The following is a 24862-nucleotide window of genomic DNA, read 5'->3' as shown; positions in this document are numbered from 1 at the left end:
GATATAAAAGACGAAGTAACTTTATCGTGATTTTGCTTCTTCCATTTTTTTTTGAACCCGAGTGCTATCACAATCGCTTCGGCAGAATACTTCGCTTTCCGTGGGCACGGCTTCAGCCTCCTCAGAAGCAAAGAACGCTTCCTCCGGGGTCTTCAGACTCGTGCTATTCCCACAGGAGTCTACGCATTCTGCCTACGCTTGGAGTGGTGTTCTGATTATAGAAAGGATAAAGCTCATGGAATTTATGTTTCATGGACGTTTTCTCTCTTAAACAGAGAGCTATTCTAAGCTATTCTAAGCTGCTTAAAAAAATGCGAGACTCCTACGGGAAAGGAACAGTCTGAAGACCCCGCAGCGAGCGGGCTTTGCGAGTGAGGAGGCTGAAGCGTTCCCCGTGGAAAGCGAGTGTTTTTTTAGCAGCGCTGGAATAGCACCCATTTTGTAAAGGATGAGAGGAAGTCACTGTTAAGTTACGTCGTCTTTTATATCAATTGCGACGTTAAGGAGCAACAAAATTTATGAAAAGGGCATGTAAAAGTTTACGATTTTTTAAATAGGGTGTGACAGTCTGTTCCGAACGTATTGTTACTTTTTTATGACTGAATTTGATAGCATTCTTTCGTTATTTGGATGATATGTACGTTTGTTTCCCTTTTGGATATTTATTTGCAGTTAAGGGCTTGTTCATCCTCTGAAATACCTAAAAAATCCGTTTTGTCTAAAAATTTATTTTTTGGTATTATTAAAATATTACGATTAAAATCGTTCTTTTCAGAGAATTTATACGAAAAAAACAGGGGGTATTTTAATGAATTTTAAAAAATGGAATGTAAAAGCTGCAATATTATTATTTGCACTTATTCTCCTATTGGCAGCATGCGGATCAGGAGATGATACAAACGATGCAGAAAACGATGCGGAGGGGGAAAGTGCTGACGGAAGCGAATTGGAAGACACATATACAGTGGCAACAGATAATTCCTTTGTGCCATTTGAATTTATGGAAGATGGAGAACTTGTAGGTTTTGATGTAGACCTTATAAACGCCATTGCAGAAGAAGCAGGTTTTGAAATTGAAATGGAAACAACCAATTTCGATGGAATCATTCCTGGATTACAGACAGGGCAATTCGATATTGCGATTGCAGGAATTGGTATCACGGAAGAAAGAAAACAGGCAATCGATTATAGTGAACCTTATTTTGAGTCCGGTCTGGCTATCGGAGTCCCTGCTGATAACGAAGACATTCAGGGGATTGAAGACTTAGAAGGAAAAACAATTGCCACCCGCTTAGGCTCAACAAGTTCAGCTTATATTAAAGAGAATATTGAAGGTGCCGAGCCAAATGAATATGAACAACTGGATCAAGCTTACTTATCCGTTGAAAATGGAAGTTCAGATGCTGTTCTGTATGATGATCCAAACGTTCGATATTATATTCAAACATCAGGAGAAGGTAGCTTAAAGGTAGTCGGCGAATTGTATCAAGCTGAGGATTATGGTATTGCCATTACAAAGGGGAATGAAGAATTGGTAACAGCGATTAACGACGCTTTAGCAACATTGCGTGATAATGGCACATACGACGAGCTTTATGAAAAATGGTTCGGTTCAGGAGAATAGTAGAATCACTCACAATAAAACAACTTAGAGGTATGCTTCAAAGAAAATAACGAACAGGCTAAGGCTTATCTCCGTTTAGACAGATAAGCCTTATTTTTAAATTGTAATCAATTATTAAAGTATAAAAACTAAGGCTTTCACAGAATGTATTGATGGTAAGCCAAGGGGTTCAAATGAGGTGAAACAATAATGGGGAATTTTAATTGGGCAGGTGTAGTAGACTTTTTGCCCCAGTTGGGTACTGGTCTATATTATACCTTGCTAATTTCAGTAGCAGGGCTTTTGATTGGGTTTATTTTAGGTGCCATTTTCGGGCTTGGCCGTATTTCTGATAAAAAAATTATTTATGGAATTTCTAGCATTTATATTGAAATTATACGTGGCAGTCCAGTTCTCGTACAGGCGATTTGGGTGTTTTTCGCACTTCCGTTAATCACAGGATACAATATGGAGTCAGTGACAGCAGGTATTTTGGTAATTGCACTGAATTCGGGTGCTTATATAGCGGAAATTGTTCGTGGTGCAGTACAGTCCGTGGATAAAGGACAGATGGAAGCGGGACGTTCACTTGGACTAGGGCGTCGTCAGGCAATGCGTTACATTGTTTGGCCGCAAGCATTTAAACGTATGATACCACCACTTGGCAATCAGTTTATTATTAGTATTAAAGATACATCGCTTTTATCCGTCATTCTCGTTCCGGAACTTATGTTTCAGGGAAGGGTGATTGCGTCAAACCATTTTAACGCAGTAGAAATATATACAGCAGTTGCTGTATTCTATCTTGCTATTACATTGACACTTTCCTTTGTCTTGCGCATTATAGAAAGAAGGTTGGATATTTAATGATTACAGTTAAGGATTTACACAAAAATTTTGGGGATCACGAAGTACTTAAGGGGATTGATTGCGAAATTCAGCAATCAGAAGTTGTTTGCGTTATTGGCCCGAGTGGTTCTGGTAAAAGTACATTCCTGCGTTGTTTAAATATGCTGGAATCAATTACCAGTGGAGAAGTGATTGTTGATGGAGATAGTTTAACAGACCCGAAAACAGATATTAATGTGGTTCGTACTGAAGTTGGTATGGTGTTCCAGCAGTTCAACTTGTTTCCGCATAAATCTGTTATTGAAAATATTATGCTTGCACCACAAAAAGTGCGTAAAATCAGTAGGGATGAAGCACGGGATCGTGGAATGAAACTTTTGGAAAAAGTAGGTCTAAGTGACAAAGCAGATCAATATCCACAACAGTTATCTGGCGGTCAGCAGCAGCGTGTGGCAATTGCACGTGCGCTTGCTATGGAACCGAAAATGATGCTGTTTGATGAACCGACCTCGGCACTCGATCCTGAGCTGGTCGGTGAGGTATTGGAAGTTATGAAGCAATTGGCTGATGAAGGGATGACAATGTTTGTTGTCACACATGAAATGGGGTTTGCCAGGGAAGTAGGCGACCGTGTACTATTCATGGATGATGGCATGATTGTGGAAGAAGGAGATCCGGACCAATTGTTTACAAATCCGCATTCTGAGCGGACAAAAGAATTTTTAAATAAAATTCTGTAGTTAGAAATTGATGAAGGCAAGCGGATCTCTGCGCTTGCCTTCTATATTATTTATTTATCATAATCTATCTCAGTTCCGTCGTTAAATTCAATATCCAGTTCGACTTCCTGTGCATCATCGGGAATATTAAATGCTTCTAACACTTCTTGAAAAATGTCTTCTGCTGCTGTATTCTGATCGAAGTTAAAACTAGAGAAAATGGAGTCTAGCTCCTGCATTGCTTCATCACCTGATAAATTGACACCTGCTTGTTGATCCTCGAAAGATGCTTCCACTTCGTTTTGTTCATATTCATAGTCTACATCGACTGCGTCTTGAGTTCCTTCAACATCTGCTTCTACATTAAATTCTTTAAAATTATATGGGTTCTCAGCAGTGGTGTTGTCTGTATTTGCATCGGTTTCACCATTCGTTCCTGATTCCGTATTATCAGAACCGTCCTCAGCATTATTATCCATGCCTGTATTATTATTTTCATCTGTTTCCTGCTGGTTTTCGCTGGAGGAATCCCCTGTTGGTGGATCTTGTACCTCATCACTGTCACCGCATGCCGCTAGAACGAAAGAGAGAATCATGATAGTTCCCAAGCCTTTAAGTATTTTTTTCATTTGTGATCACTCCACCCTATTCATATTTATTCCATTTATTACCTGTAAACAAGAAAGTTAAACATTAATTCGACAAAGTCTGGGCAAGACAGGTATTATTGGCAGTTTTAAAAAAAGAAAGCTTATTTATTATATGAATTCAGACGTAAGCACTCGTGATATAAGCCAAGTTTTCTAAGGACCATTTAAAGATTTCACTCATTTTTCACTGTATTCCGGGAAAGCTATGATTATAAAAATATGGTCATCAGAAAGGAATGGGTAATGAATATGAAAAGAGGTTTCTTTATTATATTGATTTTTGTGCTCACATTAGGCTTGGGAGCACAGGGAGCAATAGCATCAATAGGTCATGATGATGGAAGGATATGGAAGAAGGAGGATGAACATCCGGCTAAACAAGTAGATACCTTTCATCACAATGAGGCATTAATGAAGCTAAGAGCAGAGGAACTGGGTATTGAAACAAAGGATAAAGACATGGCTGCGCTGGCAAAGGAAATTTTTGAAGCAACTATTATGAAGGCTGCCAAAGAGCTTGAGATTGAAACAAAAGGAAAAGATATAGAGAAAATAAAAGATGAAGTACATCATGCAAAGGTTACGAAAAAGGCCGAAGAACTCGGTCTGGAAACGAATGGCAAAGATACTGTCAGTTTAGCGAAGGAAGTTCAAGAAACTATTATCAACCATAGAGCTGATAAATTAGGAATCGAAACAGAAGGAAAGGACTTGGAACAGATAAGAATAGAAGTAATGGAAATTTCACTGAAGGAAGAAGCTGCTGAATTAGGAGTTGAAACGGACGGTAAAAATAGCCATACCCTGACGGAGGACATTCGCGATGCAAAAATAAACCAAACCGCAGAAAACGTGGGAATCGATGCAAAAGGTAAAGAAGCAGGGCAATTACTGGACGAAATCATTACCAATCACGCGGAAGAAGCAAAAGAGCTGAAGTTATATCCATTTGAGGAAAAAAAGGATAGGTATCACTGAAGAAAATAATGAGATAAGTAATTGTCGATAGTTGAGTAGCCTGAAGGATCATATACATTGGCTTTTTTAAAACTTTAGGACTGCAGTTACGCTTCCCGCCAAAAAGATATCTTGCTTTTGACAAAAACGGATAAAATGCGATGTAACTTGAAGGATTAAAACATGCAAAAGGCCTCTGCCCACGGGAGCAGAAGCCTTTTTTATTTGACAATTTTTTTAAAGAACCGCTGACGTAATCCGATAAGATTTCCTATTATTTTAAAACTTTCCTATATTAGGTGTTTACAATTTAATTAAAAGTGGTAGTATGTCGTTATGTGAGGGGATTTCCTATTATCTGCCAGTAAAAAGATATAATATGTTTCGATCTGAAGAGTGAAAATTTTTGATTAGGAGTGTATAAAATGATGAAAGATCTTTATCCTTCAAGAGAAAATGACACACCGAAGATTTTGGAGCGACAGGACCCTGTCATTCACACGGACAGGTCAAAGGATGATCAGGCACCTATTTCAAAAGAACAACTAGATGGATTTGAAAAAAATGGCTTTATGCAAATTGAGAACCTCTTCTCTGAGGAAGAAGTGGCGGATATGCAGAAGGCTATTTTTGAGTTACAGGACACAAATAGAAATGTGGACTCTGACAAAGTAATCCGTGAACCGGAAAGCGAGGACATTCGGTCCATTTTCCATGTCCATAAAGATGACAATTATTTTCAAAAAGTAGCGAATGATCAGCGTATCCTTGATATTGTTAATCATCTGCTTGGTAGTGATGTATATATACATCAATCCCGAATTAATTATAAACCGGGATTCAAAGGGAAGGAATTTGATTGGCATTCTGATTTTGAAACATGGCATGTGGAAGATGGCATGCCGCGGATGAGGGCAGTCAGTGTTTCTATTGCCTTATCAGACAATTATACTTTCAACGGACCTTTGATGCTTATACCTGGGTCTCAAAACTATTATGTCAGTTGTATAGGGGAAACGCCCGATAATAACTATAAAGAATCATTACAGAAACAAAAGCTTGGTGTACCGGATAATGACAGTCTTCGATGGCTTACCGAAAAAGGTGGCGGTATTTCTGTACCAACTGGAAAGGCGGGCTCTATCACGATATTTGAGTCTAACACCATGCATGGTTCAACCAGTAATATGACACCATATCCGCGTAATAATTTGTTCATGGTATATAATAGCGTGGAAAACCGCTTAGTAGATCCGTATTCAGGCGGGAATGAACGGCCAGAATACATTGCTGTTAGAGATAAGGCCCTATCCTTTAGTGGTGCCAGATAAAAAATCCTCAATCGATGAGGGGAAAGGTACTGCAAGAGGAAGCTTCTTCTGAGAAATATCATACAAGAAAAAGCGTTTTACTTTTTCAAGGACGTTATGTCTTTGGCGGTAACCACATGCAAATAAAATAAAAAATAGGAAGTTCACCTCAAGTACAAAATTACTGGCATACTCTCGGCTGTCTCAAGAATATTGGGACAGCCTCTCTTTATGAAAAAAATTTGAGGGTTGATTGGTAGAAGATGCTTTTCTTTTCTTTACATATTGTTGTTGTGTTAGGATATTAATACTCATGCATAATGCTTTTAGAATTTATAAACTTACATTTGAATGCAGAGAACAACAAGTGAATTAATAAAGAAAGAAGGAAGAATATGGTTGATAATCAGACACCGCCACGATCAGGAGATCCATCCATCAAAAGAGTACCACTTATGATCGTATTGATTTCAGGAGCATTCGTTGCTATTTTGAATCAAACACTTTTAGGTACTGCATTACCGCATATTATGCGTGATTTGAATTTGGATGCGAACACGGCCCAATGGCTGCAGTCTATTTTCATGCTTGTTAACGGGATTATGATTCCAGTTACTGCATTTCTAATTGAACGTTTTACGACAAGAGGATTATTTCTTACGGCGATGGGAACGTTCGCTTTAGGTACATTGATTTGTGCCATCGCACCGGACTTTTTCACATTAATGGCAGGAAGAGTTCTCCAGGCAGCAGGTGCAGGGATTATCATGCCTTTGATGCAAACCATCATGTTTCTTATTTTTCCTATTGAAAAGCGTGGGACTGCGATGGGAATGTTTGGCTTGGTTATTGCCTTTGCTCCAGCAATTGGTCCATCTTTATCCGGCTGGATGGTGGAACAATTCCCATGGAGAAGCTTATTTTATGTGGTGCTTCCAATTGTTATAATTGATATTATTCTTGCTTATTTCATTCTCAAAAATGTTACAAAGCAGACCTTTCCACGGGTTGATATCTTATCGATTATCCTTTCCACGTTAGGATTTGGTGGTCTGTTATATGGATTCAGTACTGCAGGTAACAGTGGCTGGAGCAGTGGAAGTGTTGTTATTTCCATGCTTGTCGGTGCGGTTACGCTTACCCTGTTTATAATAAGGCAGTTGAAATTGGAAAAACCAATTCTTGAATTCAGGATATTCAAATATAAAATATTTACATTGACGACAGCTCTGGGAATGGTAGTATTTGTTGCTATGATTGGAGCAGCGGTTGTTTTACCATTATTCATGCAGAATATGCTAGGTTTTTCAGCATTTGAATCTGGATTGGCACTGTTTCCTGGTGCGCTTTTAATGGGGCTTATGAGTCCAATTACCGGAAGACTGTTTGATAAATTTGGTGCGAGATGGCTGTCTATAATTGGTTTAACTATTTTAGTTATTACAACATTCATGTTTGCTAATCTGTCGACCCAGACAACGTTTACCTATATAGCTGCTGTTAATGCTATCAGGATGTTTGGGGTTTCCATGGTGATGATGCCGGTAACGACAGCAGGACTAAATCAGTTACCGGAACATTTAATACCACATGGTACAGCGATGAACAACACAATGCGTCAGGTGGCAGGTGCAGTAGGCACAGCCTTACTTGTAACAGTCATGACCACAGGAGCATTACCAAATCAAGGTGTAGAAGGAGAGATACATGGTGTGAATGTATCCTTTATCGTTGCAGGTATTTCGGCGGTCATTGCACTTGTATTAGCCTTTTTCATCAAAAATTCCCGTCCTGGGATAAGTAAAACTGGATAATTATTACTTATATGGAGATCATGAAATAAAGCGACCAGCTACAGCTGTTCGCTTTATTTTCTGCACCTGCGAAACATGGGCAGGTGCAGAACAATTGCAAATAAAATAACTAACGGTAAAATAAATGATAGAAATTATTTTGTTCGAACATAATGAAGTTAGGGGATTTTTGAAATGAGGAAAGTCACATGTTAGAAAAAATTACCGAAAACATACATAAATTAATCGTCCATTTACCAGGAGGGATGGATGAAGTGAATTGCTATCTGATCAAAGGAGAAAAAGGCTATACGGTGGTAGATACAGGACTCTACTCCAAAGAAGCTATAGATACTTGGGAGCGTGTTTTGGCATCTGGAATTGTTGTGGAGAAAGTAGTAATAACACATGCGCATCAAGATCATATCGGTCTTGCAAAGTGGTTCCAGCAACATGTTGGTGTTCCTGTTTTTATATCAGATCTTGGCTATAAAGAGATGAAGAAATTCAGAGAATCAAATGTCAAAGAGCAATTGAATAGCCTGGTTACTAAACACGGTGGGCCTGAAATCGGCGAACAGATGCAGGATGATTCGTTCATTTACGATTTTGAACCGGATGGATTTTTTGAAAAAAATGAAGAGATTCATCTCGGGGATGAAAAATATGAAGCGATTTGGACACCGGGTCACGCACCAGATCAATTTTGTTTTTATCATAAGGAAAAACAGTTGATGATTGTGGGTGATCATATACTGAAGAAGATTTCTCCAGTTATTGGATTATGGTTTGGTAAAGAGGAAAATCCATTGCATGACTATTATGAATCAATGACGTTCATAAAACGGTATCCTACAGCAATTGGTCTGCCTGGTCATGGTGAAATAATCGATAACTTCCACGAAAGGGTAAATGAAACAAAAATAAGACATGACAAGCGTCTGAAGGAAGCTTTAGAATCTGTAAAACATGCACCTAAAACAGTGAATCAGGTATGTAAGGAAACCTACGGAAACCTTCATGATTACCTGTTTTTAAGTCAATTTATGGCCACGCTTACCAGGTTCATTTATTTAGAGTCTCTTGGAAAAGTGGAGCGAGAAAAAGTAAATGGGGTAGTAACTTTCAAAGCAAAAATTGCCAGTTGATGGAATGATTATCTATAGTCCTTCCTGTTCAGTCAGGGAAGGAAAGTAGGAAATTTCTTCTGCACACTAAAAAGCTTCATAGTTAGCAAGTTTGCGAATATTTTTTCATTTTCTTATGGGGTTGTCTTTAAAAAATCACATGCTATACTTGTAACATTCTAATAACATATTTTCATATAATCGCAGGAATATGGCCTGCAAGTTTCTACCGGTTTACCGTAAATGAACCGACTATGAAAAGCAGCTGTACGATTTGATTACGTCTATTCTAATGGTGTAATCTCTTCGTTTCATTTCGAATTTATCAGAAGCTCGAAAAACATTGCTTTCCTCATGGTTGGGGGAAAGCTGGTTTTTCGGGCTTTTTTATTTTTTGCAGGTTGGAAGGAGAAATAGAGAAATGAAATTATTACACGAAAAGATTTTAAAAGAAGGAAACATATTATCCGATTCTGTCCTAAAGGTCGATGCGTTTTTGAATCATCAAATCGATCCTGAATTTATGCAACAGATTGGAGATGAATTTGCAGCCCGTTTTAAGGATGCTGGAGTGACGAAGATTTTAACCCTGGAATCTTCCGGCATTGCACCAGCCATGATGACAGGATTGCAATTGGGTGTGCGGGTTATTTTTGCTAGAAAGCGAAAATCTCTCACATTAATTGACCATCTTTATTCAGCTGAGGTTCATTCCTTTACGAAAAAAGAAACAAATGAAATTTCTGTTTCCAAGGATTATATTTCAAATAATGACGTTGTTCTTGTTCTTGACGACTTTCTTGCTAATGGACAAGCGGCACTTGGGTTAATAGATATTGTGAAACAGGCAGGCGCCACAATTGCGGGTCTTGGGATTGTTATCGAAAAAGGCTTTCAGGATGGTGGAAGTCAACTCAGAGAAAAAGGCCTTCGTGTTGAATCCCTGGCAAGAATTGCTTCATTAACAGATGGGAAAATTACATTTAAAGGGGAGGATACAAGAGTATGAAAACAGCAACATTAGGTATTCAACATCTTCTGGCAATGTATGCAGGTGCTATATTGGTTCCACTTATCGTTGGTGAAGCTTTAGGATTAACTTCCCAACAGCTGACCTATCTTGTTGCGGTTGATATTTTAATGTGCGGTGTCGCGACAATTTTACAGGTAGTGAATAATCGATTTTTTGGAATTGGTCTTCCAGTTGTTCTAGGCTGTACCTTTACAGCGGTAGGTCCGATGATTGCAATTGGTGGACAGTACGGGATTTCAGCAATTTACGGTTCTATTATTGTTTCTGGTTTGTTTGTGGTTGTAATTAGTCGTTATTTTGGAAAATTGGTACGTTTTTTTCCACCGGTTGTAACTGGCACGGTTGTAACGATTATCGGTATTACCTTAATTCCTGTAGCCATCAATAATATGGGAGGGGGAGAAGGAGCAAGTGATTTCGGTTCCCTTTCAAATATTTCTCTGGCTTTTGGTACGCTATTATTTATTATTCTGATGTATCGTTTCACGAAAGGATTCATACGATCCATCTCCATCTTACTTGGTTTAGCAGTGGGTACTGTTGCAGCAGCATTTATGGGAAAGGTGAGTTTTGCAGCTGTAACCGAGGCCTCTTTCTTCCATATGATTCAGCCATTTTACTTTGGCACACCGACATTTGAATTCTCAGCCATACTGACAATGATTTTGGTGGCAATGGTGTCACTTGTTGAATCAACTGGTGTTTATTTTGCGCTTGGCGATATTACGGAAAGGAAATTAAAAGAGAAGGATCTTTCTAAAGGATATCGGGCTGAAGGACTTGCCATTTTACTTGGCGGGATTTTCAACGCATTTCCATATACCGCTTTCTCTCAAAACGTTGGTTTAATACAAATGACAGGTGTTAAATCAATTAAAGTAATCCTGGTTACCGGTATAATGCTGGTTACATTAGGTTTTGTTCCTAAAATTGCTGCGTTGACAACGATTATCCCGTCTGCGGTGCTAGGCGGTGCTATGGTGGCAATGTTCGGAATGGTAATTGCTCAAGGAATTAAAATGTTGAGTAATGTCATATCCGATTCTCCAGAGAACTCGATGATTGTTGCATGTTCTGTAGGAATGGGACTTGGAGTGACGGTTGTACCGGAATTGTTTGCACAGTTACCATCAAGTGTTCAAATTTTGACAAGTAATGGGATCGTTGCAGGCAGTGTGACGGCGATTGTATTAAATATTGTATTTAATATGACGCCCTCTAACGCGAAGAAAAGGGCAACTGTTTGGAAAGAGGAGAGTGCATGATCTTATAAATGAAGCAATCGCTGGCTAATCATAGGCGATTGCTTTTTTCTATCTCATCGTTATTGTGGAACTTCAGCGCACGAATATGGGACTAACGGACGCAGGACTTTTTGGAGCAAGCGCGGAACTTCAGGGCTTGAGCGCTGAACCTTAGGCCACGAACGCGGAACCCTCGGCCGCAAGCGCTGAACTCCAAGCAAGGCAGTTTAACACCTTGAACCTCTGTCCAAAAAAGAGCCTTGGAACACTATATTCCAAGGTTCTGGATCATCAATTATTTACTATCGTCATTTAAATTATATGCGCCATGCATCACAGGGCCAACGAATTCATTCAGCTTCCAACCATTAGCAATGGCCGCAGTGACAAATGCTTTTGCGGCTTTAACCGCATCTTTAACAGATTTTCCATTTGCCAGGTTTGCTGTAACAGCGGCTGCAAATGTACATCCTGCTCCATGGTTGTAAGTTGTATTAACCCTATCTTCTTCAAGAAGCGTAAATTCTGCTCCATCATAGAAAAGGTCGACAGCTTTATCATGATCAAGTGCCTTTCCGCCTTTGATGACGACATTTTTTGCACCAAGTTCATGAATTTTTACTGCAGCTTCTTTCATGCCATCAATCGTTTTAATCGGGCCTGTTTGTGCCAGCTGTCCAGCTTCAAATAAATTGGGTGTTATAATCAATGCATGGGGAAGAAGTGATTCCCGCATTGCATCTGTGTTTTCCGGCTGCAGTACTTCATCTTCACCTTTACAAACCATGACAGGGTCAAGCACGTACTTGTCTATCTTATATTCGGCGATTTTCTTTGCACCTAGTTCAATGATATCTACGGATCCGAGCATCCCTGACTTCATTGCATCGACGCCGACAGATAAAATTGTATCCAATTGTTTTTCAACAATATCCACGTTGATGGCAGAAACATCATGACTCCAGTTCTTCGGGTTCATAGAAACAATGGAAGTGAGTGCGTTCATGCCATACACACCGTGTTCCTGAAATGTTTTAAGATCTGCCTGTATACCTGCTCCACCACTGGAATCCGAACCTGCAAGTGTTAATGTTTTTTTCATTGACATCTATAGTCTCCTCCTTAAATTCCTATAACTCTTATAGGATATAATATTATTCGTATCACTAGCGTTGCATTAATTTAAAACAAAAATTAAAAAGACTCATAATATTCACTAATTTACTGTTGTGCAAAGAAAAAGTCCTTTATAATGGATATAGTCAGGTGGTAACCCGTCCAAATCCACTAATAAAGGACAAAACTCATGGATAAGATTACACGAAAAACCTCGTTTGGGCAATGGTTTTCACCAATTAATATTCAATTAGTTGAAGAAAATGTGAAAACGATGAAATTAGATTACTATACAAAAAAATTAACGACAGAGTCATTTCTAAAATTACTACTTTTTTCTCAGCTACAAGAGGTCGAAAGTTTACACGCATTAACCGATTCTCTTTTCGACGATCAGCTTCAGAAGGAAATCGACCTTGATTCTATCAGTGTTTCTCAGCTTTCGCGTCGGTTAAATGGTATCAATCCAGATCTATTTCAACGAATTTTTCTTGATTTAGTGACGCAAATTCATGAGAAAACGCATTATTCCAAGCTTGCAATGCCACTGAAAATCATTGATTCAAGCACGCTTCCACTTAATTTAACGAACCATAGGTGGGCTGAATTCCGGAAAACAAAAGCTGGTGTAAAGCTACATCTTCGCCTTGTATTTATGGAAAATGGGATATCGTATCCGGAAAAAGTTGTTTTAACGAACGCAAAAGAACATGATCGTAATCAGCTTGAAGTTCTGGTCGATGATAAAGAATGCATGTATGTTTTTGACCGAGGCTATTTGGATTATGAGCGCTTCGATCAGATGACATATGATGGTTACTTTTTCCTTACTAGGCTTCGAAAAAATGCTGTGATACGGGTAGTTGACGACTTTAAACTACCGGATGGTTCAGCTGTTTTATCGGATCAAATGGTGTTAATTGGTACGACACAAAATCGTACTGAGAATTACTTTCGCCTTCTAAATGTTGAAGATTCAAAAGGAAATGTACTCCAATTATTTACAAACCGTTTTGATTTGAGCGCAGAGGAAATCTCGGAAATGTACAAATCACGCTGGACAATCGAACTGTTTTTCAAATGGATTAAACAGCACCTAAATATCAAAAAGTTCTACGGTCAAAGTGAAGCCGCGATTCACAATCAAGTGTTTATCGCACTTATTGTTTATTGTTTAAATGTACTTGCTCAAACCAATACGAAAAGTAAACGAACGATTTTACAAATCAGCCGTTTTCTAAAAGCATCCTTATGGAAACCAGCTTATATCTGGGTTTTGAAAATTGAAGGGAAGGGTGCTTCTTAATAAAGAAAACATCGCTGTCACTTTAGCCTAATTGTAAATTTTTAAAAAATGGATGGGCCACCTTTAGTTGGGTATTTAGTTTTTTGGCTCTGTTAGAAAAAAACATATAACTGAAAATTACAACTATATTTATGCAACGCTAGTGTATTCGTATAAATAAAAGAAAAAATTTTCAGTTGTGTAAATGACATGACTCAATTTTCGTCCGGGAAAACTGTTCTTGGAAAATGAGTGATTATTTGTCGCAGTCATTGATATGCCTTAAACTATTAATATCACACATTAGTAATGGGAGGTTTTGTAATGGATAACTTCATGAAACGGGCAGTGCAATTAGCTGTAGAAAATGTTCGTGATGGTGGACAGCCGTATGGCGCGGTACTAACCAGAGATGGTTATATTGTAAGTGAAGGCGTGAATGAGCTGCACAAAACATATGATATTAGCGGACATGCAGAGCTATTGGCTATACGAAGAGCGCAGAAGGAGTTAAAAACGAATGAACTCTCAGGTTTTGTCATGTATGCAAGTGGAGAGCCCTGTCCCATGTGCTTGACGGCGATGCACTTTGCGGGGATTGAAAAGGTTTTTTATTGTGCATCACTGGAGGAGGCTGGCCAGGCTGGATTAGGAAAGGCCAAGGTAATATATGAAGACCTGCAAAGGCCAAAAGAGGAAAGAGAGCTTCCGATGATACAAGTACCATTGGATAACGAACAAGAAAACCCTATACGGCTTTGGAAAGAACGGTTATAAAAATTCTAAACTACAACGATATATCATTAAAAAATCAAAACACACTTAGTTCGAATACGATGCTAAGTGTGTTTTCCATTACATTCGTATTGAATGCAAATATAAAATTAATTAGCATACCAAATCGCAGAGTGATTGATATGCTATTTTTCGTTGATATACAATCATTAAGCATAAATTAACATACTGCTATTATCAGTTAGTAGGGTTCCTATTTGTATGTTATTTTTATTGCTAAATTGAAGTCTAATTGTTACAGAGCGATGAAGAATACTAATCTATTGTGACCGAATGATGGCTCATCCTCTGTGTTCAGTCGTTCATCCCCTCGTTGAGTGACCGAATGACGGTTCTGCCCTTGCATTCTGTCTTTCATCCCCTCGTTGAGTGACCGAATGACGGTTCTGCCCTTGCATTCTGTCTTTCATCCTCCCGATGAGTGACCGAATGACGGCACTTCTACTGCGTTCAGTCGTTCATCCCCTAGATGAGTGACCGAATGACGGCGCTTCCTTTGCGTTCTGTCGCTCATCCCCTAGATGAGTGACAGAATGACGGCATTTCCTCTGCGTTCTGTCTTTCATCCTCCCGATGAGTGACCGAATGAAGGTTCTTCCTCTGCATTCTGTCTTTCATCCCCTAGATGAGTGACCGAATGACGGCACTTCCCCTGAGTTCAGTCGTTCATCCCCTCGTTGAGTGACAGAATGATGGCGCTTCCACTGAGTTCTGTCGTTCATCCCCTCGTTGAGTGACGGAATGACGGCACTTCCACTGTGTTCAGTCTTTCATCCCCTCGTTGAGTGACCGAATGACAGTACTTCTACTGTGTTCAGTCGTTCATCCCCTAGATGAGTGACAGAATGACGGCATTTCCTCTGCGTTCTGTCTTTCATCCTCCCGATGAGTGACCGAATGACGGCATTTTCTCTATGTTCGGTCGTTCATCCCCTCGTTGAGTGACGGAATGACGGCACTTTCTCTATGTTCAGTCGTTCATCACTTAGAAGCAGTTATTAAATGATTTGGTTTTTTAGTTAAACTATCAAATATTTGATAGTTTCTCCAGGGTAAGTAAGTGAACCACTTCCCTTATCAAGAATCAGCTTTTTTAATGGAGGTTAAGAAAGCTAAGCGCAATTAGGAGTCCTCATCGTAAAAGGTTGGCGAAAAGCTAATTTATTAAACTTTTTAAGTAAAGATACTGTCCTGTTAAAAAGGAACAGTATCTTTACAAATGAAATTTCCTGGCAATTTTCTGTTTCATACGTTCCGGCAGACCATATTTGACATACAGCAGAATTAATGCCAATGGTAAGAGTTGGAGTGCAGTGATGATGGACCAGCTTAGCAGGTCGGGTTCATTATTATGGTTGTTAATGAAGAAGTTTATCCACATCAAAAGTAGAGCAACTGCAATAAAGAAAAAGCCAATAACATTGAACCCCCTTACAGATAAGGCTCTTATAACACTCCAGTAGCAAACACCGATGACAGCTGTACCGACAACGATTGGAAATGCCAATGGCACAAACCAGTCAAGCCCTTCATGGAAAATGTCTAATCCGAATAATAGTACGAGTGTAATCATTGCAATACCGATGATTATTTTATAATAGTTCTGGACATAACCGAAGGAAAAATATAAAATACTCCAGCCAGCAAGTACGCTTAAATTACTGTATCTCGACCATGTGAAAGCTTCATCCAATTCATAATTTACATAGAACATGATACTGATGGCAACAAATACCAATAAGGAGACAAAAACAAAAATGCGGTTCAGGACCCTTCGCATGTGGGCTGGGTATGGATTGGCTGCTTTCGGAAATTTGCGCATGTCAGCTTCTTTTGCTTCATTCACTTTTGGTATGGGAAAACTGCATAGCGGACAAGGCCGGTTATCTTTTTTAACTGCCACACCACACTTTGGACAATAGGCCATGTTAATTCTCCTCATCATTTGTTTCTATGGTTACGCCAATCCCAAATTCACGAATCCTGCGGAAAAATTCGCGCTCCAACATTCGGTCTTTGGATAAATTTCCAAAAGAAATGTACATATGTTCCTTATAGCTCATCATCATTGCTTTCACTTTATTACCGATACTTGGAGGAGGATAACACTCAAATCTTTCAATAAACCGCTCTATTCCGCGTGGCACCTGCATAATACCGAGGTTGGACAGCCCACTTGTGTATTGTCCTTCACCAAAAAAAGAATAGATCGATGGAGCAACCATATCCTTCACCGGAGAGGGCATTAGGCGTAAGCCCAATGATTTTTCACCGATGACACTTCTTTTTATATACTGCTTTAACTTTTTTGGTGTAAGTAACCGGTCAAACTCAATCTTTACTTCTTTTATAATTTCTTCAAATTCATATTCGCCGAGTCTTCCGTCAATGGATGGGGTAATACTCACGAAGAAATTACGCATTGTTCCACTTTCAAAAAAAGAGCGCATATTTACGGGAACATTAATGACGATGGGATGTTTACGGCGAACGGTCTGTTTTTGAATGGTTAACAGACTTTCCATATAAATGGCAGTAAGCAATATGGTAATTGAAACATCATATTCCTTTGCTTTCTGTTTGAGTGCCTCCACATGGATAATCCCAGTAACAATATGATAATGCCCTTTTTTATCAAGACTGATGGGAAGCTTGAAAGATTTCCTTCCCCTGGACTTTAAGGAAGGAATATTTTTTTCATAGTACTTCCGAAACGCATTTTCCGTCTCTGTCTGCAGCTGCTCCTGGTTGATTGTTTCAGTATTTAACGGCACTGACTCCTTTAGATGAAGATAGTTTAGAATGAGTTCACGCAAAAATTTAAGTGCACCTGTACCGTCAGTAATACTATGGGATAATTCCACGGCAATTCGTTTTCTGAAATATAATACCCTGAACGGAAATGATCCACGTTTTTTGATGGACAGACTCATGCATGGATAATACATTTCCTCTTCGACTTGTGGAATCTGGCTGGTTCCTTCAAAGTAGTACCAGAAGAAACCTTGCTTTAATTGAACTTTGTAAAAAGGAAAGCGCTCTAATGTTGTTTCAAGGGCTGCTTGGAGAAGTCTGGAATCAACCTGGGATGTGAGCGTCACAGATACCCTGAAAAGTGTCGTCGCTCTGGAAGATATAATGGATGAATATAATTTTCCCGCATTATCAAGCCGATACCATAACTTTCCTTCCTTCATCCATTTCATCTCCTTTACGTGAATAAGCTAATCCAGGTGTGTTTTCAAATTGTATCATATCGTAGAATGACAGTCGCCCTTGAGAAATCCAGAGATCCTAAATTTGGCTGTTCACATGATTGCCTTATTTTTTTTCGACGGCCGTTACAATTTTTGGAAGGAATTTTATAATTTATACAGAAATAAGGTCGTTGAACAAGGTCCTTATTGTAGTTTTTTTGCTTGGCCTCACAGGACGTGGGTCAGTTCGACGTTGACACGGATGTGGCGCTTTTAGTAGAATTTCCTCCTGCCTTAGGTTAATCAAGGCGTCCTAAGCTTTTGTTCAATAAAGCCTCTCAAAAATTCTGTGGAATAAATGAGAGGCTTACCTCGTTTCATTATTTCTTCTTTTTTATATCATGAATATCCTTTTCTTTTGCTATTTCCGTTTGTAAATGATTTTTTGAAAAATCAAAACCACCCTGCTTTCTGTCTTCCGGTAAGATTTTTTCGAGCATATAAATATGGAACAATGATTCGCTGATTGCCATAAAGAAACCTATAAAAAGAGCTACTGTCAGAACTGGAAAGCTTTGTTCAATGAAAAACAGACTAAGCAGCCAAACGGAAACTGCAGCAAGACCGAAGTCGGCAATAGATGCAATTGTTATTCCAAACCGGGGGAGTATAAGTAAGTCACCGATTAGATATGCTGCTCCTGTGATAAGTAAACTCATCCATAAAATGTCCGGGATACTTGCTGCTTCAAAAATGCCGAGTATGGAAAAGAGAACAGTCGCAGTAATTAAAAATTTAATGGCTAATGCTTTTATATGTCTCATTATTTCAAATCCCTTCTATTTATATCTATATTTAGTATTTGAACTTTTTAACAGGATATACCACCGTAAATGAGCATTATGATAGCGGGTTTCTGGATCATGTGGAGTATGCTTGGATAAGCATGTAATATCACTTCAATCATGTGGAGTAGTATCACCCAAAAGTCATCGGAAATCGCCTGAATTAATTGGTCAATACCCTTCAGGTCAGGGAATATCGCACGAGTCTAATGAAACATCACCTTCAGACCAGCAGCCATCGACCGAATCAAGTGAGGTATCGCTTGAATATCATCAAACATTGCCATACCATGAAAGAAAGATAACGCCCAAACCTAAATTCTATTGGTTAAGTTCATCGATTGCGTGATAATTGGGTATAATATAGTTAAGAAATGACATATCCGAGGTAGGAGGACGATCATAATTTTTTCCAAAGAAAAGATAGAAACATATGAAAAAAAGCTTCCAATACTGTCTGAGCTAATGGAAATGAATCCGGTCCTGTGGTTAAACCCTAACTTAGAGCCGGTGGAAAAGCTTACTGCAACATCACTGAACTTGCAAAGTATTCATAAAGCCGAGCAATTATGGCAGCGTTTTGCTCCTTTCTTACAAAAGGAATTCCCCCAAACAAGAGAGGCAAATGGAATTATAGAGTCACCTTTGAAAGAAATTGCAGAAATAAAAGAGTCACTTGGGAATATGTATGATTTTAAAATCAAAGGGAAGCTTTATCTGAAATGTGATAACAGCTTGCCAATTGCCGGGTCCATCAAAGCAAGGGGGGGATTCTTTGAGGTACTCTCTTATGCAGAGACTTTAGCAAGCAAAGCAGGTTTACTCACTGGCACCGACAATTATGAGATTTTTGCAAGTGAAACCTTTAGAAACCTTTTTCAGCAACATTCAATTGGTGTTGGTTCCACAGGAAATCTGGGACTGAGTATTGGTATCATGGCCGCACAACTGGGTTTTAAGACTTCTGTCTATATGTCCCGTGATGCCAAACAATGGAAAAAGGATCTACTCCGTGACAAAGGGGCCCAAGTACATGAATTCGAAGGAGATTTCAGTAAAGCAATCGCTTCAGGAAGAGAGAAAACAATGGCAGACCCGAAAGGATACTTTGTAGATGATGAAAACTCTGAAGCTTTATTCTTGGGTTATAGTACCGCTGCACTTCGTCTGAAAAAGCAGCTTGATGAAAAAGGAATACGTGTAGATAGGGAACATCCGCTATTTGTTTACCTTCCGTGCGGCGTTGGTGGATCTCCAGGAGGAATAACATTTGGTTTGAAACAGGTTTTCGGTGATCACGTACATTCCTTTTTTGTTGAGCCGGTCCATTCTCCAAGTGTATTAATTGGATTGGTAACAGGGGAAATGGAAAAAGTCAGTGTACAGGATTTCGGAATAGATAATCGGACAGAAGCGGACGGCCTTGCTGTTGGACGTCCTTCTGAATTCGCTACAGCGATTAGCGACCGGCTGGTCAGTGGCATCTATACGGTGGCAGACCCCATTTTATTCCAATTACTCTCTCTAACTGCCGATAAGGAAGGAATTCAACTTGAACCATCTGCTACAGCAGGGTTAATTGGTCCTTATGAAGTTTTGCAATCGGATTATATAGAAAGACAAGAGTTCAAACAGGAAAATGTAAATCACATTGTCTGGGCTACTGGTGGCGGTCTTGTACCTGAAAAGGAAATGGAGCAGTTTTACAGGAAAGGAAAAGAGTTGCTTGGGTATTGAAGTTACTCAAAAGCATGTTACTGCTATAGTTTTCGTACAACCACTTCTTTTGCTCCCGGTAAGAGAAGTGGTTTTTCACTTTGAGGAAACAAGAATTTATGCCAAAACATCCCACCAGCTACGAAATAATTTGGCCAATTATCCCTTAAATCCTCCATCTGATGTTTCGCCCTTTGATCAGAAGGATATAAGATAACCAATGAAAGGAGCCGGATCGAATGAGGAAGCATATCGTTTTTTATGATGCAGAATGTCCGTTATGCCGTACAGTAAAAGCTTTTTTAAAGAAGCTGGATTGGCTGGAAGCAATTGCCTGGTATCCTGTTCAGGAAATAAGTGAAACAACGCGGCAAAGGGTAAATGCTTATAAAAATATGTATGACGAAATTTATATGTATACCAAGGATAAGAAGGTTTTGACGGGATTCTATACGGTACGTAAGATTTTTTCGCTTCTCCCTGTTACAATTCCGCTGGCTGCATTGATGCACTTCCCGTTTGCAAAAAATATTGGCTCCCCCGCTTATCTGTTCATTTCGAAACGACGTTATCGATGGTTTGGGAGAGTTCCATATGATAAATCGTAAATGACTTTTAGAAAACTCCCCGCTTTTTTATTATACGGTTTACACAAGGTTTATAAAAATAATCGCCGTTATCAGTACGATTGTAATGATTGAAATGAATAAGAGAGAGAGTTTGCGTGAGATGTGTGCCTTTTGCAGGTCCTGCCAATTGGCTGGTTTAATACCACTTAACCAGAATACGACGACAGCAGAGAGTAGTATCGAATTGATATTGACCATTAATAGAATAAACGGAATAACTACTTCTCCCAATTCCCCTGTTCCAAGTATCATGCCAAATACGACGGCTGGCGGGAGTAAAGCAACGGAAACCATTACACCTACAAGAGCCCCTTCGTTTCTTTTAACAAAGGAAAGAGCACCAGCAGCACCTGAAGCGAGAGCTACCACCACGTCAATGAGTTGAATATCCGTACGTGAAAGAAATTCATCACTGTATACAGGAGGTTCAAAGAAAAAACCAAATAGGGCAGCAATGACGATGGGAATCCCGATTCCATACAGGGAGGTAAGCATAGAAGAACGCATTAACTTGAAATCACCGAGAATGGAAGCAAAGGAAACAGCGGTTACCGGCCCGATAATTGGTGCAATCACCATTGCTCCAATGACGATAGCGGGACTGCTTTTGATGATGCCAACCGTAGCAACAAGGGAAGAAAAAATAATAAACCATATATAGCTGACACTCATCTGGCCTGATTTCTCTACTGCCGTATATAATTCATGTCTGCTGGCACGTTCCAGGTCTTTTTCCTCGTTCTTCTGTTCATCTTCCTCTTCATTACGCGGCAAATAAGTACGCACAGGCAGCAGCATTACTTGATAAGCATCATTGTCGCCAGAAAGCTGTTCCAGATAATCCAGGATTTCCTCTGAATCATTTGTTTCCACAAGTATTCGTGTCAGTCTCCTCTCTTTTGATTCCTCAGAAACCCAGTACGAAACTACAGGAAATCCATCTTTAATGTTCTCAATATCCAAAAAATCCTGTGGAGCATAAATTTCAAGCAGCTGTAATGTCATAGCATATCTCTCCTGTTTTCTACACTTTTAAACCTTATTGTTACCCACTCCCCGGTTTCATAACGGAGAATTTTTTATCTCTTATTCTGTACATAAATCCGGCCCATCAACAAAACTGCCAGCAATGCATAGCATATTTAAAAATAGTTAATCTAAATTCAATCATGCAATGAAACATGGAAAACAATTTCAATTAATTGGTATAAAAAATGAAAAAATTAGAAAGAAATATAACTACAACGCATATTACGGTTGACCTTTGTATTAACGATTAATTTTATTAAAGGAGATTTTATGTTTAACGATTATCGTATTTTATATCAGACGGAAGAGGGGCTGGTTAAAAAAACGGTGATTCAGGCCCAAACAAAAAAAGAAGCAAATGAAAAAGCGGAAAGAAAATTGGAGAAAAGTAATATTGTATATGCACAGGAAGAGAATTATTATGTGTGAGGGGCTGGGACATAACTAGCCAAAAATAACTTAAAAATGGTTCCAATCATCGGTTTTGGATGATTGGAACCATTTTTAAGTTATATTATTTTCATTATCTATTGGGTGGTTTGTATTCATGGCGGTGTACTTCCTCAAGTTTATCGTCATGAACGCAAAACCTAATTCATTTTCTACGTTCTCTTTGCCATTATTATTTTTAAAGATAATTTGATAAAATATAAGAATGTACCATTAAAATAAAGATGGCACATTAGTAAGAATTTTAAGGGAGTGAACATTCATGAAAGAAAAACTTGCCAATCAAAGATATCTGCCTATATTGAGAGAAGTGGAAAAACAGTTGATGAAGAAAGAATCTGTGATTGTTGCCATTGACGGACGGTGCAGCAGTGGCAAAAGTTCACTTGCCGCATATTTATCGACCGCATTTGACTGCAATGTTTTTCATATGGATGATTTTTTTCTTCCTTTTGAGATGAAAACAAAGGAAAGAATGGCTCAGCCTGGAGGAAACGTACATGTGGAACGGTTTATGGATGAAGTGCTCCACCCATTAACGCATGGAGAGGAGGTTACGTATCATCCGTACAATTGTTCAGTAAATAAACTTGATGAACCAATCCATAATGATTTAAAGCATCTATCAATCATCGAAGGAGTCTACAGCATGCATCCAAAGTTAAATGATGTATATGACTGTAAAATATTCCTGACAGTTGATCAACAAGTTCAGCAGGAGCGGATTGTTAAACGCAATGGAGAAGAGAAGCTCCAAAAATTTAAAAAGGATTGGATTCCACTGGAAGAGCATTATTTTTCTGAATTACAGATTCCAGAAAAAAGTGACCTCGTATTTGATACGACAGATTGGTGGAAGTAGTCGATTAATGTTGGGGGAAATTGATTAGAACTGGAGGAATTCCTATGTATAAGCCGATTATCGATGCACATATTCATTTGGATGTCTATCAGGAAGCGGAACGCAATCGGATTATCCAGGATATGGGGAAAAATGATGTAGAGTTTCTTGTAGCGGTATCCAATCATTTACAATCTGCCCATGCTAATTTGACATTGGCGCGAGAAAATCCCGGTATAAAGACTGCATTTGGCTTCCACCCTGAGCAGCCATTGCCCAGTGAAGAGGAAAAGAAAAAGCTGCATCAGTTTATGGAGCGGTATCAACAAGAAATGGTTGCGGTAGGTGAAGTAGGTCTCCCATATTATTTACGAAAAGAAAATCCAGGGATGCCATTGGATCCTTATGTCGAAATGCTGGAGGAGTTTATCATTGTTGCGAAAAAGCTGGATAAGCCAATAGCACTGCACGCAGTATATGAAGATGCTCCAGTAGTGTGTACACTACTGGAAAAACACTCAGTAAAAAAAGCCCATTTTCACTGGTTTAAAGGGGATTTTAAGACAGTACAGCGTATCATTCAAAATGGTTATTTCATCTCCATTACTCCTGATGTTCTTTATAAAAAGAAAATCCAGGAACTTGTCAAACATTACCCCATTTCCCAAATGATGGTAGAAACCGATGGACCTTGGCCGTTTGAGGGACCTTTCCAAAACTGTATGACACATCCAAAAATGATACATCAAACGATTAGGAGGATTTCTGAAATTAAGCAAATGAATATTAGAGATGTATATGAAAGGATTCATCTTAATACGATAAATTTTTATTTTTAATAGAAAATAGAAAATCAATTGGTTGCCCATCCCATTAGGAGGGCCAGGCCCTTTAGGGAGAATGCCCCACAGTAGCCTGCTTAAGCCATTGCCTATACGTCTATTGAAGAGATTGGCAAAAATAATTTAATCCCCCGTTTATTGAACGGCAGTAGTTTACTATCTGCAACTAAATGACTGATATACCCGGCAAGACAAGTATAGAAAACTCCATTGATTCCTAAGGAAATCTCCAGTTTGGCAGCGATAAATCCAAAGAAAACAACCCCGATGATCGAATGAGTATAACCACGATGTGAAACGAACGACGCGATTAAAATATATATCCCAAGCAGACTCAACCAAGTTTCCTGCAAGAAGAATCCTCCCGCTAGTACACCAATTCCTGTGATGATTAACATATGCTTTTGCTTAAGTAGCGAGGATAGAACCATCATCGCCACACCAATTCCGATGCCGAGGTATTTTTCTGTTGGTGTTCCCTTATAAAAACTGTAAATGATCATCAGAATTCCAATCAACTGTGCAACTGTTTGAATAACCTTATGAGAGAATGTAATTCTGCTGCGAAGTTTCCCATCGATATCGAGGTCAGGTATTAATCCGGAAACTCCCCCTAACCCAACGAAAAGAAGTGTTGTTGGAGGGTTGGTATGAAAGGTGTTCGCTATAATAAATCCTGTTGCTGCCCCAATTGCTGCATGTGCTGTTCCATTCACTTTAACTTTCACCTCTATAAAAATTATTGTGCTACGTAAACACCATGTTTTATTTTACAACAAAATGTCTGTTCTGTTTAGAGGGAGATGAAAATTATATTTTTGAAGTCCAAACT

At 39.0% G+C, this 24862-nt stretch carries 24 protein-coding genes and 1 riboswitch; of the genes, 16 read left to right on the top strand and 8 right to left on the bottom strand.

Going from position 1 to position 24862, the window contains the following annotated elements; all coding sequences use genetic code 11:
* Positions 1-808: 808 nt before the first annotated feature.
* From ACZ427_RS12950 to ACZ427_RS12940, 3 genes are all read left to right on the top strand, one after another.
* The gene (locus tag ACZ427_RS12950; RefSeq protein WP_461179003.1) at positions 809-1624 is read left to right on the top strand and encodes a glutamine ABC transporter substrate-binding protein; all 816 of its coding nucleotides are present in this window, start codon (positions 809-811) and stop codon (positions 1622-1624) included.
* A gap of 189 nt (positions 1625-1813) precedes the next feature.
* Entirely contained in the window at positions 1814-2470 is a 657-nt protein-coding gene (locus tag ACZ427_RS12945) for an amino acid ABC transporter permease (protein WP_461179004.1), read from the top strand.
* The gene (locus tag ACZ427_RS12940; protein WP_461179005.1) at positions 2470-3192 is read left to right on the top strand and encodes an amino acid ABC transporter ATP-binding protein; all 723 of its coding nucleotides are present in this window, start codon (positions 2470-2472) and stop codon (positions 3190-3192) included. The genes ACZ427_RS12945 and ACZ427_RS12940 overlap by 1 nt, the downstream gene beginning before the upstream one ends.
* Before the next feature lie 50 nt (positions 3193-3242).
* On the opposite strand, the gene ACZ427_RS12935 is transcribed toward ACZ427_RS12940, so the two are convergent.
* Positions 3243-3800 carry a YusW family protein gene (locus ACZ427_RS12935; RefSeq protein WP_461179006.1) on the bottom strand — a complete coding sequence of 186 codons (558 nt, stop codon included), beginning with the start codon at positions 3798-3800 and terminating at the stop codon, positions 3243-3245.
* A gap of 240 nt (positions 3801-4040) precedes the next feature.
* Here ACZ427_RS12935 and ACZ427_RS12930 point away from each other — a divergent pair, with 240 nt between their 5' ends.
* The 6 genes from ACZ427_RS12930 to ACZ427_RS12905 all read left to right on the top strand — a co-directional run bounded on the left by ACZ427_RS12930 (position 4041) and on the right by ACZ427_RS12905 (position 11306).
* Entirely contained in the window at positions 4041-4799 is a 759-nt protein-coding gene (locus tag ACZ427_RS12930) for a hypothetical protein (RefSeq protein ID WP_461179007.1), read from the top strand.
* Positions 4800-5206: 407 nt separating this feature from the next.
* The gene (gene thpD, locus ACZ427_RS12925; RefSeq protein ID WP_461179013.1) at positions 5207-6109 is read left to right on the top strand and encodes an ectoine hydroxylase; all 903 of its coding nucleotides are present in this window, start codon (positions 5207-5209) and stop codon (positions 6107-6109) included.
* Positions 6110-6483: 374 nt separating this feature from the next.
* On the top strand, positions 6484-7902 hold the full coding sequence (locus tag ACZ427_RS12920) for a DHA2 family efflux MFS transporter permease subunit (RefSeq protein ID WP_461179008.1): 1419 nt from the start codon (positions 6484-6486) through the stop codon (positions 7900-7902).
* 188 nt (positions 7903-8090) lie between these two features.
* A complete protein-coding gene (locus ACZ427_RS12915; protein ID WP_461179009.1) occupies positions 8091-9029 on the top strand; it encodes an MBL fold metallo-hydrolase in 939 nt (312 codons plus the stop codon).
* A 152-nt stretch (positions 9030-9181) separates the two neighbouring features.
* Positions 9182-9283: riboswitch (purine riboswitch) on the top strand.
* A 146-nt stretch (positions 9284-9429) separates the two neighbouring features.
* Positions 9430-10017, top strand: coding sequence for a xanthine phosphoribosyltransferase (locus ACZ427_RS12910; RefSeq protein WP_461179010.1), 588 nt, complete (start codon positions 9430-9432; stop codon positions 10015-10017).
* Positions 10014-11306, top strand: a complete 1293-nt coding sequence (locus tag ACZ427_RS12905) for a nucleobase:cation symporter-2 family protein (RefSeq protein WP_461179011.1) — start codon at positions 10014-10016, stop codon at positions 11304-11306. The genes ACZ427_RS12910 and ACZ427_RS12905 overlap by 4 nt, the downstream gene beginning before the upstream one ends.
* A 274-nt stretch (positions 11307-11580) precedes the next feature.
* Here ACZ427_RS12905 and pdxK read toward each other — a convergent pair whose 3' ends face one another.
* Positions 11581-12393, bottom strand: a complete 813-nt coding sequence (gene pdxK, locus ACZ427_RS12900) for a pyridoxine/pyridoxal/pyridoxamine kinase (protein WP_461179012.1) — start codon at positions 12391-12393, stop codon at positions 11581-11583.
* 198 nt (positions 12394-12591) lie between these two features.
* Between pdxK and ACZ427_RS12895 the strand changes: the two genes are divergently transcribed.
* Together ACZ427_RS12895 and ACZ427_RS12890 are read left to right on the top strand one after the other, a co-directional pair.
* Complete coding sequence (locus tag ACZ427_RS12895) at positions 12592-13707, top strand: IS4 family transposase (protein WP_464883430.1); 1116 nt, start codon at positions 12592-12594, stop codon at positions 13705-13707.
* 303 nt (positions 13708-14010) lie between these two features.
* On the top strand, positions 14011-14463 hold the full coding sequence (locus ACZ427_RS12890; protein WP_461178958.1) for a nucleoside deaminase: 453 nt from the start codon (positions 14011-14013) through the stop codon (positions 14461-14463).
* A gap of 1231 nt (positions 14464-15694) precedes the next feature.
* On the opposite strand, the gene ACZ427_RS12885 is transcribed toward ACZ427_RS12890, so the two are convergent.
* The 3 genes from ACZ427_RS12885 to ACZ427_RS12875 all read right to left on the bottom strand — a co-directional run bounded on the left by ACZ427_RS12885 (position 15695) and on the right by ACZ427_RS12875 (position 18502).
* Positions 15695-16408, bottom strand: a complete 714-nt coding sequence (locus ACZ427_RS12885) for a DUF6320 domain-containing protein (RefSeq protein WP_461178956.1) — start codon at positions 16406-16408, stop codon at positions 15695-15697.
* Position 16409: 1 nt separating this feature from the next.
* Complete coding sequence (locus ACZ427_RS12880) at positions 16410-17678, bottom strand: alcohol acetyltransferase (RefSeq protein ID WP_461178955.1); 1269 nt, start codon at positions 17676-17678, stop codon at positions 16410-16412.
* Positions 17679-18058: 380 nt separating this feature from the next.
* On the bottom strand, positions 18059-18502 hold the full coding sequence (locus ACZ427_RS12875; protein WP_461178954.1) for a YndM family protein: 444 nt from the start codon (positions 18500-18502) through the stop codon (positions 18059-18061).
* 486 nt (positions 18503-18988) lie between these two features.
* Between ACZ427_RS12875 and ACZ427_RS12870 the strand changes: the two genes are divergently transcribed.
* Entirely contained in the window at positions 18989-20260 is a 1272-nt protein-coding gene (locus ACZ427_RS12870) for a D-serine ammonia-lyase (protein ID WP_464883442.1), read from the top strand.
* 23 nt (positions 20261-20283) lie between these two features.
* Here the strand turns inward: ACZ427_RS12870 and ACZ427_RS12865 are convergent, their stop codons facing one another.
* Positions 20284-20460, bottom strand: a complete 177-nt coding sequence (locus ACZ427_RS12865; RefSeq protein ID WP_464883441.1) for a hypothetical protein — start codon at positions 20458-20460, stop codon at positions 20284-20286.
* Positions 20461-20478: 18 nt separating this feature from the next.
* Here ACZ427_RS12865 and ACZ427_RS12860 point away from each other — a divergent pair, with 18 nt between their 5' ends.
* On the top strand, positions 20479-20847 hold the full coding sequence (locus ACZ427_RS12860; RefSeq protein ID WP_461178952.1) for a thiol-disulfide oxidoreductase DCC family protein: 369 nt from the start codon (positions 20479-20481) through the stop codon (positions 20845-20847).
* 39 nt (positions 20848-20886) lie between these two features.
* On the opposite strand, the gene ACZ427_RS12855 is transcribed toward ACZ427_RS12860, so the two are convergent.
* Positions 20887-21873, bottom strand: coding sequence for a TIGR00341 family protein (locus ACZ427_RS12855; protein ID WP_461178951.1), 987 nt, complete (start codon positions 21871-21873; stop codon positions 20887-20889).
* 252 nt (positions 21874-22125) lie between these two features.
* On the opposite strand from ACZ427_RS12855, the gene ACZ427_RS12850 reads away from it, so the two are divergent.
* The 3 genes from ACZ427_RS12850 to ACZ427_RS12840 all read left to right on the top strand — a co-directional run bounded on the left by ACZ427_RS12850 (position 22126) and on the right by ACZ427_RS12840 (position 24027).
* Positions 22126-22326, top strand: a complete 201-nt coding sequence (locus ACZ427_RS12850; RefSeq protein ID WP_461178950.1) for a hypothetical protein — start codon at positions 22126-22128, stop codon at positions 22324-22326.
* Between the two features lie 283 nt (positions 22327-22609).
* A complete protein-coding gene (locus ACZ427_RS12845) occupies positions 22610-23209 on the top strand; it encodes a uridine kinase family protein (RefSeq protein WP_461178949.1) in 600 nt (199 codons plus the stop codon).
* Between the two features lie 44 nt (positions 23210-23253).
* Positions 23254-24027: a TatD family hydrolase gene (locus tag ACZ427_RS12840; protein ID WP_461178948.1), complete on the top strand. Its 774-nt coding sequence runs from the start codon at positions 23254-23256 to the stop codon at positions 24025-24027.
* A gap of 92 nt (positions 24028-24119) precedes the next feature.
* Here ACZ427_RS12840 and ACZ427_RS12835 read toward each other — a convergent pair whose 3' ends face one another.
* Positions 24120-24746 (bottom strand): metal-dependent hydrolase, encoded by a 627-nt coding sequence (locus tag ACZ427_RS12835; protein ID WP_461178947.1) that lies wholly within the window; start codon positions 24744-24746, stop codon positions 24120-24122.
* Between the last annotated feature and the right edge of the window lie 116 nt (positions 24747-24862).

It is taken from the genome of Virgibacillus ainsalahensis (assembly GCF_055380755.1).
The sequence above is the reverse complement of the archived record's forward strand: the minus strand, read 5'-3'. Positions and strand labels throughout refer to the sequence as shown.

What these genes read in the sequence shown, in the direction of transcription:
- ACZ427_RS12950 (WP_461179003.1), top strand. Translation starts at nt 809, where the DNA reads ATGAATTTTAAAAAATGGAATGTAAAAGCTGCAATATTATTATTTGCA.
- ACZ427_RS12945 (WP_461179004.1), top strand. Translation starts at nt 1,814, where the DNA reads ATGGGGAATTTTAATTGGGCAGGTGTAGTAGACTTTTTGCCCCAGTTG.
- ACZ427_RS12940 (WP_461179005.1), top strand. Translation starts at nt 2,470, where the DNA reads ATGATTACAGTTAAGGATTTACACAAAAATTTTGGGGATCACGAAGTA.
- ACZ427_RS12935 (WP_461179006.1), bottom strand. Translation starts at nt 3,800, where the DNA reads ATGAAAAAAATACTTAAAGGCTTGGGAACTATCATGATTCTCTCTTTC.
- ACZ427_RS12930 (WP_461179007.1), top strand. Translation starts at nt 4,041, where the DNA reads ATGGTCATCAGAAAGGAATGGGTAATGAATATGAAAAGAGGTTTCTTT.
- thpD (WP_461179013.1), top strand. Translation starts at nt 5,207, where the DNA reads ATGAAAGATCTTTATCCTTCAAGAGAAAATGACACACCGAAGATTTTG.
- ACZ427_RS12920 (WP_461179008.1), top strand. Translation starts at nt 6,484, where the DNA reads ATGGTTGATAATCAGACACCGCCACGATCAGGAGATCCATCCATCAAA.
- ACZ427_RS12915 (WP_461179009.1), top strand. Translation starts at nt 8,091, where the DNA reads ATGTTAGAAAAAATTACCGAAAACATACATAAATTAATCGTCCATTTA.
- ACZ427_RS12910 (WP_461179010.1), top strand. Translation starts at nt 9,430, where the DNA reads ATGAAATTATTACACGAAAAGATTTTAAAAGAAGGAAACATATTATCC.
- ACZ427_RS12905 (WP_461179011.1), top strand. Translation starts at nt 10,014, where the DNA reads ATGAAAACAGCAACATTAGGTATTCAACATCTTCTGGCAATGTATGCA.
- pdxK (WP_461179012.1), bottom strand. Translation starts at nt 12,393, where the DNA reads ATGTCAATGAAAAAAACATTAACACTTGCAGGTTCGGATTCCAGTGGT.
- ACZ427_RS12895 (WP_464883430.1), top strand. Translation starts at nt 12,592, where the DNA reads ATGGATAAGATTACACGAAAAACCTCGTTTGGGCAATGGTTTTCACCA.
- ACZ427_RS12890 (WP_461178958.1), top strand. Translation starts at nt 14,011, where the DNA reads ATGGATAACTTCATGAAACGGGCAGTGCAATTAGCTGTAGAAAATGTT.
- ACZ427_RS12885 (WP_461178956.1), bottom strand. Translation starts at nt 16,408, where the DNA reads ATGGCCTATTGTCCAAAGTGTGGTGTGGCAGTTAAAAAAGATAACCGG.
- ACZ427_RS12880 (WP_461178955.1), bottom strand. Translation starts at nt 17,678, where the DNA reads ATGAAGGAAGGAAAGTTATGGTATCGGCTTGATAATGCGGGAAAATTA.
- ACZ427_RS12875 (WP_461178954.1), bottom strand. Translation starts at nt 18,502, where the DNA reads ATGAGACATATAAAAGCATTAGCCATTAAATTTTTAATTACTGCGACT.
- ACZ427_RS12870 (WP_464883442.1), top strand. Translation starts at nt 18,989, where the DNA reads ATGGAAATGAATCCGGTCCTGTGGTTAAACCCTAACTTAGAGCCGGTG.
- ACZ427_RS12860 (WP_461178952.1), top strand. Translation starts at nt 20,479, where the DNA reads ATGAGGAAGCATATCGTTTTTTATGATGCAGAATGTCCGTTATGCCGT.
- ACZ427_RS12855 (WP_461178951.1), bottom strand. Translation starts at nt 21,873, where the DNA reads ATGACATTACAGCTGCTTGAAATTTATGCTCCACAGGATTTTTTGGAT.
- ACZ427_RS12845 (WP_461178949.1), top strand. Translation starts at nt 22,610, where the DNA reads ATGAAAGAAAAACTTGCCAATCAAAGATATCTGCCTATATTGAGAGAA.
- ACZ427_RS12840 (WP_461178948.1), top strand. Translation starts at nt 23,254, where the DNA reads ATGTATAAGCCGATTATCGATGCACATATTCATTTGGATGTCTATCAG.